At 70.0% G+C, this 14,860-nt stretch carries 16 protein-coding genes; 8 read left to right on the top strand and 8 right to left on the bottom strand.

The features are described 5' to 3' along the window. Window positions 1–167: 167 nt before the first annotated feature. The gene (locus tag IEY81_RS12345) at window positions 168–1,151 is read right to left on the bottom strand and encodes a GlxA family transcriptional regulator (protein WP_189118772.1); all 984 of its coding nucleotides are present in this window, start codon (window positions 1,149–1,151) and stop codon (window positions 168–170) included. 71 nt (window positions 1,152–1,222) lie between these two features. On the opposite strand from IEY81_RS12345, the gene IEY81_RS12340 reads away from it, so the two are divergent. Beyond that, window positions 1,223–2,536: an MFS transporter gene (locus IEY81_RS12340; protein ID WP_229787769.1), complete on the top strand. Its 1,314-nt coding sequence runs from the start codon at window positions 1,223–1,225 to the stop codon at window positions 2,534–2,536. Window positions 2,537–2,540: 4 nt separating this feature from the next. Here IEY81_RS12340 and IEY81_RS12335 read toward each other — a convergent pair whose 3' ends face one another. From IEY81_RS12335 to IEY81_RS12325, 3 genes are all read right to left on the bottom strand, one after another. Beyond that, window positions 2,541–3,878, bottom strand: coding sequence for a hypothetical protein (locus tag IEY81_RS12335; RefSeq protein ID WP_189118771.1), 1,338 nt, complete (start codon window positions 3,876–3,878; stop codon window positions 2,541–2,543). A 49-nt stretch (window positions 3,879–3,927) separates the two neighbouring features. Then, entirely contained in the window at window positions 3,928–4,605 is a 678-nt protein-coding gene (locus tag IEY81_RS12330) for a response regulator (RefSeq protein ID WP_189118770.1), read from the bottom strand. Between the two features lie 67 nt (window positions 4,606–4,672). After that, window positions 4,673–5,830 carry a sensor histidine kinase gene (locus tag IEY81_RS12325; protein WP_189118769.1) on the bottom strand — a complete coding sequence of 386 codons (1,158 nt, stop codon included), beginning with the start codon at window positions 5,828–5,830 and terminating at the stop codon, window positions 4,673–4,675. Window positions 5,831–5,951: 121 nt separating this feature from the next. Between IEY81_RS12325 and phoU the strand changes: the two genes are divergently transcribed. After that, window positions 5,952–6,602, top strand: a complete 651-nt coding sequence (gene phoU, locus IEY81_RS12320; RefSeq protein WP_189118768.1) for a phosphate signaling complex protein PhoU — start codon at window positions 5,952–5,954, stop codon at window positions 6,600–6,602. Between the two features lie 190 nt (window positions 6,603–6,792). Here the strand turns inward: phoU and IEY81_RS12315 are convergent, their stop codons facing one another. From IEY81_RS12315 to IEY81_RS12305, 3 genes are read right to left on the bottom strand one after another with little or no spacing between them, the layout of a single operon-like run. Continuing rightward, the gene (locus tag IEY81_RS12315; RefSeq protein WP_189118767.1) at window positions 6,793–7,533 is read right to left on the bottom strand and encodes a phosphoglyceromutase; all 741 of its coding nucleotides are present in this window, start codon (window positions 7,531–7,533) and stop codon (window positions 6,793–6,795) included. After that, window positions 7,533–8,339: a copper chaperone PCu(A)C gene (locus IEY81_RS12310; protein ID WP_189118766.1), complete on the bottom strand. Its 807-nt coding sequence runs from the start codon at window positions 8,337–8,339 to the stop codon at window positions 7,533–7,535. The genes IEY81_RS12315 and IEY81_RS12310 overlap by 1 nt, the downstream gene beginning before the upstream one ends. A gap of 43 nt (window positions 8,340–8,382) precedes the next feature. After that, entirely contained in the window at window positions 8,383–9,228 is an 846-nt protein-coding gene (locus IEY81_RS12305) for a UbiA family prenyltransferase (RefSeq protein WP_189118765.1), read from the bottom strand. A 234-nt stretch (window positions 9,229–9,462) separates the two neighbouring features. On the opposite strand from IEY81_RS12305, the gene IEY81_RS12300 reads away from it, so the two are divergent. Beyond that, window positions 9,463–9,948, top strand: coding sequence for a CarD family transcriptional regulator (locus IEY81_RS12300; protein ID WP_008360791.1), 486 nt, complete (start codon window positions 9,463–9,465; stop codon window positions 9,946–9,948). Between the two features lie 79 nt (window positions 9,949–10,027). After that, the gene (locus IEY81_RS12295; protein ID WP_229787767.1) at window positions 10,028–10,642 is read left to right on the top strand and encodes a 2-C-methyl-D-erythritol 4-phosphate cytidylyltransferase; all 615 of its coding nucleotides are present in this window, start codon (window positions 10,028–10,030) and stop codon (window positions 10,640–10,642) included. A gap of 18 nt (window positions 10,643–10,660) precedes the next feature. Here IEY81_RS12295 and IEY81_RS12290 read toward each other — a convergent pair whose 3' ends face one another. Further along, window positions 10,661–11,353 carry an IspD/TarI family cytidylyltransferase gene (locus tag IEY81_RS12290; RefSeq protein WP_189118763.1) on the bottom strand — a complete coding sequence of 231 codons (693 nt, stop codon included), beginning with the start codon at window positions 11,351–11,353 and terminating at the stop codon, window positions 10,661–10,663. 185 nt (window positions 11,354–11,538) lie between these two features. On the opposite strand from IEY81_RS12290, the gene nirD reads away from it, so the two are divergent. Genes nirD through rlmB form a run of 4 tightly spaced genes read left to right on the top strand, consistent with a single transcriptional unit; the run spans window position 11,539 to window position 14,813 of the window. Next, entirely contained in the window at window positions 11,539–11,898 is a 360-nt protein-coding gene (nirD, locus tag IEY81_RS12285; RefSeq protein ID WP_189118762.1) for a nitrite reductase small subunit NirD, read from the top strand. 51 nt (window positions 11,899–11,949) lie between these two features. Beyond that, window positions 11,950–12,432 carry a 2-C-methyl-D-erythritol 2,4-cyclodiphosphate synthase gene (ispF, locus tag IEY81_RS12280; protein WP_189118761.1) on the top strand — a complete coding sequence of 161 codons (483 nt, stop codon included), beginning with the start codon at window positions 11,950–11,952 and terminating at the stop codon, window positions 12,430–12,432. 30 nt (window positions 12,433–12,462) lie between these two features. Continuing rightward, on the top strand, window positions 12,463–13,860 hold the full coding sequence (gene cysS / locus IEY81_RS12275; protein WP_189118760.1) for a cysteine--tRNA ligase: 1,398 nt from the start codon (window positions 12,463–12,465) through the stop codon (window positions 13,858–13,860). Then, window positions 13,860–14,813: a 23S rRNA (guanosine(2251)-2'-O)-methyltransferase RlmB gene (gene rlmB / locus IEY81_RS12270; RefSeq protein WP_189118759.1), complete on the top strand. Its 954-nt coding sequence runs from the start codon at window positions 13,860–13,862 to the stop codon at window positions 14,811–14,813. Before cysS ends, rlmB begins: the two co-directional genes overlap by 1 nt. Window positions 14,814–14,860 lie beyond the last annotated feature (47 nt).

Below are 14,860 nucleotides of genomic sequence, written 5' to 3'. Positions count from 1 at the left end.
CGATTCAGCCGAGACGTCACCCCGGTCGGTCGAGACGTCACCGTGCCTATTCGACCGGCGGAGGCGACGTTTCGGCCTGCCTAACCGACGCCTCGGGCGACCAGGCTGACGCTTCGGCCGACGGGCGTGACGCCTGGGGTGACGGGCGTGACGCCTCGGCTGGGTGGTCAGCCACGGAAGGTGCGGCGGTACGCGGTGGGAGTGATGCCGAGGGCGGCGTGGAAGTGGAGGCGGAGCGACTGGGCGGTGTTGAAGCCGCAGCGGGCGGCGACCTGCTCCATGGTGAGGTCGGTCGTCTCGAGAAGGTTGCGGGCGAGCTCGATGCGTTGGCGCTGGAGCCAGCGGCCGGGGGAGTCACCGGTCTCGTCGCGGAACCGGCGGGTGAAGGTGCGCACCGACATCGAGACCTGGGCGGCCATCGCCTCCAGCGTGATCGGCTGGTCGAGGTGGGCGCGCGCCCAGGCGGTGGCCGCGGGGATCCCGCTGTCGCCCGGAGCGGGTGCGTGGTGCCTGATGAACTGCGCCTGGCCGCCGTCTCGGTGGGGAGGTACGACCGTCGCGCGGGCGACGCGGTTGGCGACCGCGGCACCGTGGTCGCTGCGTACGACATGCAGGCAGAGGTCGATGCCGGAGGCCACGCCGGCGGAGGTGAGGATGTCGCCGTCGTCGACGAAGAGTACGTCGGGATTCAGCCTGACCTGCGGAAACAGTGTGCGGAAATGGTCGGTGTGGGCCCAGTGGGTGGTCGCGGGACGGCCGTCGAGAAGCCCTGCGGCGGCGAGGGCGAAGGCGCCCGTGCAGATCGACATGATCCGGGTGCCGGGCCGGATCTGGTCGAGCGCCTCCTTCAACGGCGCCGAGAGCACTCCGTCGGTCGCCTCCGCATAGTCGGAGCCGAACTTCGGGACCACCACGGTGTCGGCCTCGGCCAGGGCCTCGGGCCCGTGCGGGGCGAGCACGACGAGGTCGGAGTCGGACTGCACCGGGCCCGGGCCGCCGGGCGTGCAGGTGACGACCTCGTAGAGGAGTCGGTCCTCGCTGTCGCGGGCCTTGCCGAAGATCCGGTGCGGGATGCCGATCTCGAACGGGATGAACCCGTCCTGGATCAGCACCGCGACGCGGTGCGGCTGTGGAGCTCGTACGTCACCCATGGCTGGATCTTATCGATAGATGTCAATCAGGCCACTGTCGCGCAAGTCGCGCGACCGAAAGGATCACCTCCATGACCCTTCGACAGGCTCAGGACACCGCCCAGACGACGACCCCGCCGCCTGCCCGCCGTGCCTCGGGACGTGGCCCGCTGATCCACCCCGCCTGGTGGGTGGCCGCCATCGCGTTCGTGACGATCGTCGGAGCCGCCGCGTTCACCGCTGCACCCGGCCTCCTGGTCGACCCGCTGCACGGCGAGTTCGGCTGGTCCCGCGGCACGATCGGCGTGGGGATCACGCTGCAGCTCGCCCTCTACGGTCTGACCGCGCCGTTCGCGGCGGCGCTGATGGACCGCTTCGGGATCCGGCCGGTGGTCGCCTTCGCGCTCACCATGATCACGCTCGGCTCGCTCGGGACCGTCTGGATGAGCGAGTCGTGGCAGTTCGTGCTCGGCTGGGGTGTTCTGGTCGGCGGTGGCAGCGGCTGCATGGCGCTCGCCTTCGGCGCCACGATCACCACCCGCTGGTTCGCCAAGCGCCAGGGCCTGGTCAGCGGCCTGCTGACCGCCGGCGGCGCCTCCGGTCAGCTGATCTTCCTGCCGATCCTGGCGGTGCTGATCGGTGAGTTCGGCTGGCGGGCCGCCTCGATCACCATCGCGCTCGTCGCCGCCGCAGTGATCCCGTTCGTGATGCTCCTGCTCCGCGGCTACCCGGCCGACATCGGCCTGGCCCCATATGGGGCCACGGAGATCGTGCCGCGACCCGCGCCAGCCGCCGGCGCCGCGCTACGGACGGTGCGTGTGCTCGGGACGGCGCTGCGTACCAAGGCCTTCTGGCTCCTTGCCGGCGCTTTCGCCATCTGCGGGATCACCACGAACGGCCTGATCCGGACCCACTTCGTACCCGCAGCGCACGATCACGGCATGGAGACCGTCGCGGCCGCGTCGCTGCTCGCGGTGATCGGTCTTTTCGACGTCGCGGGGACGATCTTCTCCGGGTGGCTGACCGACCGGTTCAACCCGGTGGTGCTGCTCGGCGTCTACTACTCGCTGCGCGGGATCTCGCTGATCTTCCTGCCGATGCTGCTGGCTCCCGAGATCCACCTCCCGATGGTCTTCTTCATCGTCTTCTACGGCCTCGACTGGGTCGCCACCGTGCCACCCACGCTCGCACTCTGCCGAGAGGTCTGGCCCGAGGACGCCCCGATCGTCTTCGGCTGGGTCCTCGCCTCCCATCAGGTCGGCGCCGGCCTGGTCGCCTGGGCCGGCGGCGTCGTCCGCGACGTCACCGGCACCTACGACCTGGTCTGGTACGCAGCCGGTGCACTGTGCGCCGCCGCCGCGCTGATGTCGCTCGTCGTGCCGAGGGCGCCGGTGACGGAGTCGTAGCGGCTCACCCGCCGGGGCACTCGTCGCTGTCGCCACCGGAGTAGCAGGCGATCGATCCAGGACGGTCCGATCCGGGAGCAGATGGTTCGGAAGTGGATGGTTCGGGAGCGGATGGTTCTGGAGCGGACGGTTCCGGAGCGGACGGTTCGAGTGCAGGCCGTTCCTGCCAGTCGATCGCCGGCACGGCGAAGAGCACCGCGCTCAGGGCGACGACGAAGGCGACGACCAGGTGCGACATCACCCCGCTCATCGAACGCCGGAGGACAGCCAGCCCAAGGGCAGCGGCTGACGCCAGCACCATCAGGACGAGGAGCACTCGGTAGGCGAGCTCGTGCTCCTCTCCAGGTGGTCCGCAGTACCCCGCCCCGGCGAAGCAGAAGTAGGACGCGAAGACATTCCCCAGGGCGACGGCGACGAAGAGCAGCGAGAGCCCGATGAGGACGATCTCGATCCGGCGGAGCAGGACGGCATGGCGTACCGGCCTGCGTCCCGGGTGTTCCTTCGGCTCCTCAGCGGTCTCTGCCGCGGGCGGCCGCGAGGCGGCCCAGCGGTCGAAGCCGAGTCGTGCGGCGACGATCATCAGCGCGATCCCCACCGACCAGCCGATTAGAGACGGCCGATGGACACCGGGGGTCGTGAAGATCTCGGACGCGTACGCGAGGAACTCCCCGAAGAGCACATCGGGATGCTCTTCGATCCCGTATCCGGGTCGAAGGCTCGGTCCGATCGCGGTGAGCGCGATGACGATCGTCTGGACCAGCCACACTCCCGCCAGCGCGACCGGCCAGGTCAGGAGCGCGACCAGCCCACGTCGGCCACGGCTCAGGCTCAGCACGAGCACGCCGGTCGTCACCACGACGATCAGCCACGGCCACCATGGCGACATCGTCGGCGGCAGGGCTTGGCCGAGCCAGCTGTACGCGGCGCCGACCAGCGGTGCGAGCGCAACGGCCCGCAGCCAGGCCGGCCCGAGCGCGGCCACCAGCCCGAGCGCCACCGAGACGACCCCGCCGATCACCATGAGCAGCTGCAGCCCCCGGAGGACGAGCTCGGGATGGACCGCGCGTTCGCCCAGCACATGGATCGACGCGAGTGCGATCAGCGTGACACCGCCGCTCGCAGCAGCGATGGCCGCCGCCGGTCGGTCGCGCCGGACCGCGGCCGCCGTGCCGCCGAGGGTGCCGGCGACGATGGTGAGAGCGACCAGCTCGCCCATCGCCGCAGGGTTCAGCGGCGATGGGCCGGGGAGCCCGGGCAGCAGTCCGATGATCCAGCCGAGCGCGGCCAGCAGGACGATCGAGATCACCGGAACCGTGGGCCGGTGGCGTTCAGGGAGAGTCACATCGCGCATCCTGCAGGGTCAGCAGGGTGCGGCGCATGAGTTCGGGGACTCACATGTCCAGCTTGTAACCCAACCCTCGGACCGTCACCAGGAACTTCGGCTCCGACGGGTCCGGCTCGAGCTTGGCGCGCAGGCGCTTGACGTGTACGTCGAGGGTCTTGGTGTCGCCGACGTAATCAGATCCCCAGACGCGATCGATGAGCTGACCGCGGGTGAGCACGCGGCCGGGGTTGCGCAGGAACATCTCGAGGAGCTCGAACTCCTTGAGCGGGAGCTTCTGCTCGGTGCCGTCCACGGTCACCACGTGGCGCTCGACGTCCATCCGGACCGGGCCGGCCTCGAGGGTGGCAGGAGCGGTCTCGGGCTCAGCGCCTCGCCGCAGGACGGCGCGGATCCGGGCGACCAGCTCACGCGGGGAGTAGGGCTTGGTGACGTAGTCGTCGGCGCCGAGCTCGAGCCCGACGACCTTGTCGACCTCGTCGTCCTTCGCGGTCACCATGATCACCGGCACCGACGAGGTGGCTCGGATCTGACGGCACACCTCGGTGCCGGGGATGCCGGGGAGCATCAGGTCGAGCAGCACGATGTCGGCGCCGTTGCGGTCGAACTCCTTGAGCGCGTCGGGACCGTCTTCGGCGACGGCGACCTCGAAGCCTTCCTTGCGGAGCATGTAGGACAGCGCCTCGCTGTAGCTGGCTTCGTCTTCGACGACGAGTACCCGGGTCATGCGGGGTCCCCGAGCAGTTGTTCGCCGGAGGAGCGAAGCGGGGAAGACGAAGAACTTGCTGGGGTGCTCAAGGGCGTTCCTCCTTGCTGGTGCCGGGCTGTCCGGCAGTGGGTAGGTGCTGGGGGAGGGTGAGGGTGAACGTCGAGCCCTGACCCTCCTGCGACCAGACCTTGACCTCGCCGCCGTGGGTGGCGGCGACGTGCTTCACGATCGAGAGGCCGAGCCCGGTGCCACCCGTGGAGCGGTGGCGGGCCGGGTCGACCCGGTAGAAGCGTTCGAAGATCCGGTCGATGTCGGTGGACGGGATGCCGATGCCCTGGTCGACCACGGAGATCTCGACCGAGCCGTCGGTGGCGCGGGTCGAGACGGTGACCGTCGAGCCGGGCTCGGAGTAGGCGACGGCGTTGGAGACCAGGTTGGCGACGGCAGTGGAGACCTGCTCCTCGTTGCCGAAGACGTGCAGGCCGGCGGTGCCGGAGCTGACCACGTTGATCGACTTGGCATCGGCGTCGACGGTCGAGCTGTCGACCGCGGCCACGATGACCTTGTCGACATCGACCGCGACCGGGGCCTCCAGCGGCTCGTCGCCCTGGAGCCTCGAGAGCTCGATGATCTGCTGGACGAGCTCGGTCAGCCGCTCGGACTCGGTGATCATCCGGGTGGAGAAGCGACGTACGGCCTCGGGGTCGTCGGACGCCTCGGTGACCGCGTCGGCGAGCACCCGGATGGCGCCGACCGGCGTCTTGAGCTCATGGCTGACGTTGGCGACGAAGTCGCGGCGTACGGCCTCGACCCGGCGCTCGCGGGTGCGGTCCTCGACCAGGACCAGGGCGAGACGAGTGCCGAGCGGGGCGACGCGGGCGGAGACGTGGCGGGAGGCGCCGTTGGCTCGCGAGATCACCAGCTCGGTCTCTCGGATCTGCCCGTCGCGGCGCACGTTGTGGACGAGCTCGGACAGGTCGGGCGAGACCAGCGAGGTGCCGCGCACCAGCCCGAGTGCGTACGCCGGGGCGCTGGCCTTCAGCACCGTGTCGTCCTCGTCGACGACGACCGCGCTGCTGCGCAGGACCGAGAGCACGGCGGCCACCTCGGGCGGGACCTTCGGGGCCTCGACCTCGGGGACCCGGCTGCGCGAACGCTCGCTCATCGCCCAGGCGAAGACCGCTGCGCCGGCGACGACGGCGCCGAGGAGCGCGGCGAGGAAAGCCTGCGTCGTCGAATCCACACGATCAGGGTAAGCCCATCAAACACCCGTTCTTCACCATCGGACGCCGGCGCACCGAACGTTCACCCGGGGTTCACTCAGGACCGATATCCGTACATGTCGGCTACCTACGATGCGGCGCATGCGTGCTGCTTTCCATGACGACCTCGATGCCATCTTCACCGACCTCACCAGCGTCTGCGAGCTGGTCTCCGTGGCCGTACGTGACGCCACCCTCGCCCTCCTCGAGGCCCGCAACGACCTCGCCGAGCAGGTCATCGACAAGGACGTCGAGATCGACGACGCCCGCGAGCGGATCGAGGAGAACGCCCTCGAGCTGCTCAGCCTCCAGTCGCCGGTCGCCGGTGACCTCCGGATCGTCGTCGCCGCGCTGCGGATGATCTCCGACCTCGAGCGGATGGGCGACCTGTCGGTCCATGTCGCCAAGATCGCCAGGCTGCGTACGCCACACCCGGCCGTCCCCGACATCGCTCGGCCGACCATCGAGCGGATGGCCGAGGTGGCCGAGCAGATGGTCGAGCGCACCTGCCAGATCCTGCGCGACCGCGACGTCTCCGCCGCCCAGGACCTGGTCGCCGACGACGACGAGATGGACCGGCTGCGCCGCAAGTCGTTCGCCGAGCTGCTCGGCCAGGAGTGGACCGCCGGCGTCGAGCCCGCCGTCGACGTGGCCCTGCTCGGGCGCTACTACGAGCGCATCGCCGACCACGCCGTCACGGTCGCCAACCGGGTCGTCTTCGTGGTCACGGGGGAGACGCCTTCGGGATCGTGAAAGTTCCAGGGATACCCGGTCGACCGGGTATCCCTGGACTTGACGGGCACTGAAACACCCGACAAGTCCATGAAGTGCCCGTCCAACGCCCGCGCTTGTCTCACCATCCGAGACGTCCCCGGCCCAAAGCTCGGGGCAGATGCGCCGACTCAGCGGCTGAGAGCGGGGCAGATGCGCCGACTCGGCGAAGTTACTGCTTGCCCTGGTTGGCGACGGCCTCGGCGGCAGAGGCGGCGGCCTCGGGGTCGAGGTAGGCGCCGCCGACGGTGACCGGCTTCAGGTCCTCGTCGAGCTCGTAGACCAGCGGCTGAGCGGTGGGGATGTTGAGCTTGGCGATCGCGGTGTCGGAGATGTTGTCGAGGTGCTTGACCAGCGCGCGCAGGCTGTTGCCGTGGGCGGTGACCAGGACGGTCTTGCCGGACTTCAGGTCGGGCACGATCGCCGACTCCCAGTAGGGGATCATCCGGGCGACGACGTCCTTGAGGCACTCGGTGGCGGGCACCTCGATGTCGGCGTAGCGGGCGTCACCGGCCTGGGAGTACTCCGAGTCGGCCTCGATCGGCGGCGGCGGGACGTCGTAGGAACGGCGCCACAGCGTGAACTGCTCCTCGCCGAACTTCTTCAGCGTCTCGGACTTGTTCTTGCCCTGCAGCGCACCGTAGTGACGCTCGTTGAGACGCCAGTCGCGGCGCACCGGGATCCAGTGGCGCTCGGCGGTGTCGAGGGCGATGTTGGCGGTGTTGATCGCACGGCGCAGCAGGCTGGTGTGGACCAGGTCGGGAAGGATCCCGGCCTCGGTGAGCAGCCGGCCGCCGTTGACCGCCTCGGCACGACCCTTGTCGGTCAGGTCGACGTCGACCCAGCCGGTGGAGAGGTTGAGCGCGTTCCACTCGCTCTCGCCGTGACGCAGCAGGACGAGCTTGTAGGTCATCAGTGCTCTTCCTCGGCGCCGGGGAGGGCGGCCGGGGGGAACTCGCAGGAGTAGGGGTCCTCCGAGATGGTGCCGGCGGACTCGCCGTGCGCCTCGTCGGACTCGGCGGCGGTCTCGCCCTCGGCGGGAGCGTCGGCCGGCAGCGTCGAGGCCTCCTCTTCGCCCTCGGTGCCTTCCGAGCCAGCACCCTCGGAACCAGCCTCGGAACCAGTAGCAGCGCCCTCGGACTCGGTGCTCTCGGCGTTCTTGCCCTTCTTGCCGGGCTTGGTTGCCGTCTCGGCCTCGTCAGCCGCGGCGACGACCTCGGCGTACGGACCGCACTGGGTGACGACCGGGACGGAGATGGTCTTCTCCTCACCCTCGGAGAAGGTGAAGGTCATCGGGATGCTGTCGCCGGGCTTGAAGTCGCCGGTGACGGCGATGCCGCCGTTGGCCGGGTCGGCCAGGTTGACGATGCCCGAGGTCGGCAGCTCGATCGGCTTGAACGACTCCGGCGTGACCGTCTTGGCGGAGTCGGCCGACGTCGCGATCGAGGTGACCGACGGCATCGCCGCACCGGTGACCGCGGGGTTCTTCGCCGGGTCGAGCGAGAAGGTGCCGACCAGGATGCCGGAGCCCTCCTGGGACGTCACGATGCGCGCGGCGTTGATCCGGACGGCACCGTCCAGGGTGGAGCCGCCGTGAGCGATCTCGTTGGGCCGGTCGGTCGCGTAGTCGAAGCTGCTGCAGGCGGTGAGCGCCGGAAGGGCGAGGGCCACGAGGGCACCCGTCACTGCGAGCCGCTTCTGCATAACCTTGGTCGTCACGCGCGACACTCTATCCGCCCGATCTGCTGATCTCGGAAAAGGGTCAGGCACGCAGCCCGACAGCGCTCGCGGCGTAGAGCATCCCGGCCACGATCAGGCCGATGTAGACGAACGTGACGAGGAGCAGCTTCCCGGCGCCGAGCTTCAGTCCGGCCTTGAGAGGCAGGTACGTCCAGCCGTCGGCGTTGTCGGCGACCAGACCCCACAGCGCGGTGAGGAAGTGGGCCCCGACCCCGAGCGCTGCGGCGAGCACGACCAACACCCAGTGGGGCGGCCCGCCGGCGGACTCACCGGCCCAGCCGGCGTACGAGAGATAGGCGGGGTAGCAGGCGAACGCCGCCGCCCACGGGACGAAGGAGAAGACGCCCTTGCGGAGCAACACGTTGGCGAGCATCCCGACCACGAGCGAGCCGAGGTAGAAGAGGCCGGCCACGGTGCCCGAGGTGACCGAGAGCGGGATGACGAGGAGTACGCCGCAGCACAGCGCGAACCAGACGCCACCCGGTTCGAGGCGACCGTCGGAGATCGGCTTGCCCTCGCGCTCGTGGCGGCGGTCGGCGCCCTGGTCGACGAGGTCGTTGTGCCAGCCGAGGACGGCCTGGCCGACCAGGACCGTGACGGCTATCAGCGCGACCTCGCGGGTCGCGAGCCCGGCGAGGACCGCGGCACCGGCGAGGCCGATGGCGGTCAGGACCGCCTGACGGGGGTGGGCGGAGCGGATGAGGAGGAGCGGGGCCCAGTTGCCGATCTTGTCCATGACGCTCTGATGGCCGGCCGAGGGCTCGGGAACGGCCGACACGCTGGGCTGCGTCTCTTCCGGGTCCTGGGCCTGGGCGTGCGACGACACGGTGAAGATGGTCTTGGGGGCGCTCTGCGATGCATTCGCCATGGCGGCAGTATCGGGCACAGCGCCGAGCAGCGCAGGACAACAGGCTGGCTGCGGCAAGATTTCGGCGTCGTCTCGAAATCAGCCATGCTGCCACGCTCGACCGGCCTGCGCGCGCGGAACCACACAACTCGTCGATCTGTCAACCCCAGATTGAGCCCTGACCTGCACAAACACGGAAATCGAATTCTAAGATCCGTGGTAGACTTGGGTTCCTAGGAAGGGGTACCTAAAAATATGACTTTCACCGTCGGCGAGACCGTCGTATACCCAAACCATGGCGCGGCCGTCATCGAAGACATCGAGATGCGCACCATCAAGGGCGAGGAGCGACAGTATCTGGTCCTTCGCATCATCGCTCAGCAGGACCTCGTAGTTCGTGTTCCGGCCAACAACCTCGAGCTCGTCGGAGTTCGGGACGTCGTTGACAAGGACGGGCTTGATCGAGTCTTCGAGGTGCTTCGCGCGGAGCACGTCGAAGAGCCGACCAACTGGTCGCGACGTTACAAGGCAAACCTGGAGAAGCTGCACAGCGGCGACGTCATGAAGGTCGCAGAGGTCGTGCGCGACCTGTGGCGTCGTGAGCGTGACCGTGGCCTCTCCGCCGGGGAGAAGCGCATGCTCGCCAAGGCGCGCCAGATCCTCGTCTCGGAGCTCGCCCTGTGCGAGCACACGAACGAAGACAAGGCTGAAGTCCTCCTCGACGAGGTGCTGGCCAGCTGAAGCTGGTTTCGGTCTGCGTTACAGGCTCCGGGGCAACCCGGGGCCTGTTTCGCGTCCTGGCGCGGATACGGTGAGACTCATGGAGGACCCCTACGCCGACTACGACGAGATCGACGAGACCGTCGAGGTCCCGCCCGCGCTCGGGATCGTCGCCGAGGACGACCGCGGCTCGCTGCCGTTCTCGCTGATCCACGGCGAGGCGCTGATCGCCGCCGCCACCTGGTCGCTCGGCGAGTCCGGGGTCACCCCCGTCGACTTCACCACCTCCTGGGAGGGCATCGTCGCGGCCGAGGAGCCCCTGGTGCTCCACGACTCGCTCTGCCCGATGACCCCGCCGGCCTTCATCGCCCACTGTGTCTCGACCGCGCTCGCGCGCGGGGCGGTCGTGGTCGGCGTACGTCCGGTCACCGACACCGTCAAGAACGTCTCCGTCGACGACGGGGTGCCGGTGCTGGGCGAGACCGTCGACCGGTCCTCGCTCGTCTCGGTCGCGGCGCCGATCGTGCTGCCGCCTGAGGTCGTGGCCGCGCTCGACGCCTGGCCCACCGGCGACTTCGCCGACATCGCGAGCTCGCTCGCCCGTCGCTTCCCCGTCGTCTCCGTCGAGGCGCCGCCGGTCGGCCGCCGGGTGACCTCGCCCGACGACGTACGCCTGCTGGAGGCGCTCTCCCGCGACCGCTCCGCCGAGGGGTGACCCGGCCGAGGAACCGGCTCAGCCGAGCAGCGCGGTGACCGCCCGGAGATCGTCGGCGAAGGTCACCTTGAGGTTCAGCGGGCTGCTGGGCACGGCGACGATGCGCACCGAGGTGCCGTAGCGCTCGAGCGTGGCGCCGGTGTCGGTGCCGTCGAACCCGTCGGCCGCGGCCTGGGTGTAGGCCGACAGCAGGTCAGGGGCCCGGAACGCCTGCGGCGTCTGTACGCCGACGAGAGCACCCGCCACCGGCTGCAGGTCCCGCGTCGAGAGGTGGCTGAGCGGCGCCGCGGGGATGGCGCCGCCGTGCTGGCGGGCGACCCCGATGACGACCGAGAAGAGCTCGGGCGAGGCCAGCGGCCGGGCGGTGTCGTGGATCGCGACCACGTCGATCTCGCCGGCTTCGATGTCGGCCCGGAGCACCTCGAGCGCGGCCTGCTCGGAGGCGTGGCGGGTCTCGCCGCCGACGACCATCGCGACCTCGCGCTCGCCGAGCAGGGGCTGTGCCACCTCGGCGACCGCCGGCTCGTCGCCGCTGCGTACGACCAGGACGACGCGGTGCACGTCGGGCACCTCGAGGGCGGTCCGCAGGGAGAGGCCCAGTGCGGAGGATCCCGGGTCCTCGGACCCGTCGAGGGGGAGCAGCACCTTGTTGGTGGCGGCTCCGACGCGGGTGCCGGATCCGGCGGCCAGGAGGACGAGAGCAGCAGGCACCCCAGGAGGCTATCCGTTCGCCCGGGGGGACGGCAGACGGGTCGGGCCGAGGGGTTGGGCGGTGGTGTTTACGCACCCGTAACAGAGCGAAACAGGAGGTGACCGCCACGCGCCATACCGTTTCAGGTCCACCGAAGGGAGGACCCGACGAAAATGTCGACGAAGCGGCTCGGGCCGGCGACGTCATGAGCGCTGGCACCCAGCACGATGCGAGCGACTGGCAGTCCGTCTGCCCGCTCGACGCGCTCGAGGTGAAGCGCGGCGCCACGGCGCTGGTCCACGGACAGGCCATCGCCATCTTCCGGATGCCCGACGGCGCCGTCTACGCGCTGGGCAACCATGATCCCTTCGCCAAGGCGTCGGTGATCGCCAAAGGCATCGTCGGGGTACGCGACGGGGTGCCGTTCGTGGCCTCGCCGGCCCACAAGCACGGCTTCGACCTGCGTACCGGGCGGTGCCTGGACGATCCGCACATCTCGATCCCTGCCTACGAGGTCCTGGTCGTCGACGGGGTCATCCACGTCGGGCACCGCAAGCTGGCCTGACAGGTGGCCTGACCCCGAGCATCACGACGAGCATCTGGGAGACTGCGGAGCGTGCAGCTTCCTCTGGTCGGCATCGGCACCGACGTACACAGCCTCGCCGACGGTGTCCCGATGCATGTCGCCGGTCTGGCCTTCCCGGACGAGAAGCAGGGTCTGGCCGGCCACTCCGACGGTGACGTGGCCGCCCACGCCTGCTGCGACGCGCTCTTCTCCGCCGCCGGGCTCGGCGACCTCGGGTCCAACTTCGGCACCTCCGAGCCGGAGTGGGCCGGCGCCGCCGGGGTCGTCCTGCTGGCCGAGGCGGCCCGCCGGGTCCGCGAGGCCGGCTTCGAGATCGGCAACGTCGCGGTGCAGGTGATCGGCAACCGGCCCAAGATCGGGCCGCGGCGCGAGGAGGCCAACCAGGCGCTCTCCGCGGCGGCCGGGGCGAGCGTGACCGTGACCGCAACGACCACCGACGGTCTCGGCCTCACCGGTCGCGGCGAGGGTGTGGCGGCGATCGCAACTGCTCTCATCGTGCGTCGCGATAGGTAGGGAACACCGCTCCCTCCCTAGACTTGGGGTATGGCACTCAGGCTCTACGACTCGGCGACCCGTGAAGTACGTGACTTCACCCCCTTGCAGCCCGGCAAGGCGTCGCTCTATGTCTGTGGCCTGACCGTGCAGAGCGAGCCCCATGTCGGCCATGTGCGCAGCGGCGTGAACTTCGACGTGCTGCAGCGGTGGCTGCGTGCCTCGGGCTACGAGACCACGTTCATCCGCAACGTGACCGACATCGACGACAAGATCCTGGCGAAGTCCGCCGACCAGGGCCGACCCTGGTACAACCTCGCCTACGACATGCACCGCGAGCTCGACGCCGCGTACGCCTCGCTCAACGTCGCCCGGCCCACCTACGAGCCGCTCGCGACCGGTCACATCCCCGAGATCGTCGAGCTGATCGGGGAGCTGATCGCGAAGGGCCACGCCTACGCGGCCGAGGACGGCTCGGGCGACGTCTACTTCGACGTGCGCTCCTGGCCCGCCTACGGCGAGCTCTCCGGGCAGAAGATCGACGACATGGAGGCGGCCGCCGACGCCGACCCGCGCGGCAAGCGTGACCCGCGCGACTTCGCGCTCTGGAAGGGCCGGAAGGTCTCCGAGCCGGAGACCGCCTCGTGGCCCTCGCCGTGGGGTCCGGGCCGACCAGGGTGGCACATCGAGTGCTCGGCGATGGCCGGGAAATACCTCGGCCCCGCCTTCGACTTCCACGGCGGCGGCCTCGACCTGCGCTTCCCGCACCACGAGAACGAGCAGGCCCAGTCGCGCGCGGCCGGCCGTCCCTTCGCGAGCTACTGGCTCCACAACGCCTGGATCACCACCTCGGGCGAGAAGATGTCGAAGTCGCTCGGCAACTCGCTGGTCATCCCGGAGGTGCTGAAGAAGGTACGCGGCATCGAGCTGCGCTACTACCTGGTCGCGGCTCACTACCGGTCCCATGTCGAGTTCTCCTTCGCCGCGCTGGACGAGGCCGCCTCGGCCTTCCAGCGCATCGAGTCGTTCCTCGACCGGGCCGGAGAGGCCGGAGAGACCGAGGCCGGCGACGTCCCGGATGCGTTCCGGGACGCGATGGACGACGACCTCGGCACCCCCGGTGCGGTCGCGGTCCTTCACGAGACGGTGCGTGTGGGCAACCGTCGGCTCTCCGCCGGCGAGTCCGCGGCCGCCGAGGCGGCAGCGGTCCGGAGGATGCTCGACGTGCTCGGTCTCGACCCCGCCGACCCCGCCTGGGGTCCGGCGAGCGGCGAGGACGCGGCGCTGACCGAGGCACTGGACGTACTGGTTCGCTGGGCTCTCGACGAGCGCGCCGAGGCGCGCGCCGCCAAGGACTGGGCCCGCGCCGATGCCATGCGAGACCGGCTCAAGGACGCCGGCATCGAGATCGAGGACACCCCTGAGGGTCCGAAATGGAGCGTTAACTGATGGCAGGCAACTCCCAGCGCCGCGGAGCGATCGCGAAGGGGCGCAAGAAGGGCGCCACCACGGGGTCCGGCGGCAACCGTCGCCGGGGTCTCGAGGGCAAGGGTCCGACGCCGAAGGCGAAGGACCGGCCCTACCACAAGGCTCACAAGGCGGCGCAGGCCGCGGAGCAGCGCAACAAGGGGCCGCGCAAGCGCGCGGCCGGCGACGCCGAGTGGATCATCGGCCGCAACTCCGTCGTGGAGGCGCTGCGCGAGGACGTACCCGTCAACGGGATCTACGTCGCCGAGGGCGCCGAGCGTGACGGCCGGCTGCGCGAGGCCTTCCAGCTCGCCTCGGAGAAGGGCATCTCGCTGCTCGAGGTGACCAAGCCCGAGCTCGACCGGCTGACCGGGTTCAACGGTCACCAGGGACTCGCCGCGCGCATCCCCGCCTACGACTACGCCCACGCCGACGACCTGCTCGACAAGGCCGCCGAGATCGGTGAGAAGCCGCTGATCGTGGCCCTCGACCAGGTCACCGACCCGCGCAACCTGGGTGCCATCGTGCGCTCGGCTGCGGCCTTCGGCGCCCACGGCGTGGTGATCCCGGAGCGGCGTGCCGCCGGCATGACCGCCGCCGCCTGGAAGACCAGCGCCGGCGCCGCCGCGCGCATCCCGGTCGCCCAGACGGTCAACCTGACCAGGCAGCTGAAGGCCTACCAGGACGCCGGCTGCATGGTCGTCGGGCTGGACATGGACGGCGACATCACGCTGCCCGAGCTCGGCTCGCCCGACGGTCTCGCCGACGGTCCGCTGGTGATCGTCGTCGGCGCCGAGGGCGGCGGGCTCTCCCGCCTGGTCCAGGAGACCTGCGACCAGATCGTCTCGATCCCGATGGCCAACTCGGTCGAGTCCCTCAACGCCGGCGTCGCCGCATCGGTGGTGCTCTACGCGGTGGCGGAGGCGCGTCGCTGATCTCCCGCAACAGACTGCTCCGCGGCCTCGCCCTCTGGGTGGGGCTG

This window comes from Nocardioides luteus, assembly GCF_014648595.1.
Taxonomy (GTDB): domain Bacteria; phylum Actinomycetota; class Actinomycetes; order Propionibacteriales; family Nocardioidaceae; genus Nocardioides; species Nocardioides luteus.
The sequence above is the reverse complement of the archived record's forward strand: the minus strand, read 5'-3'. Positions and strand labels throughout refer to the sequence as shown.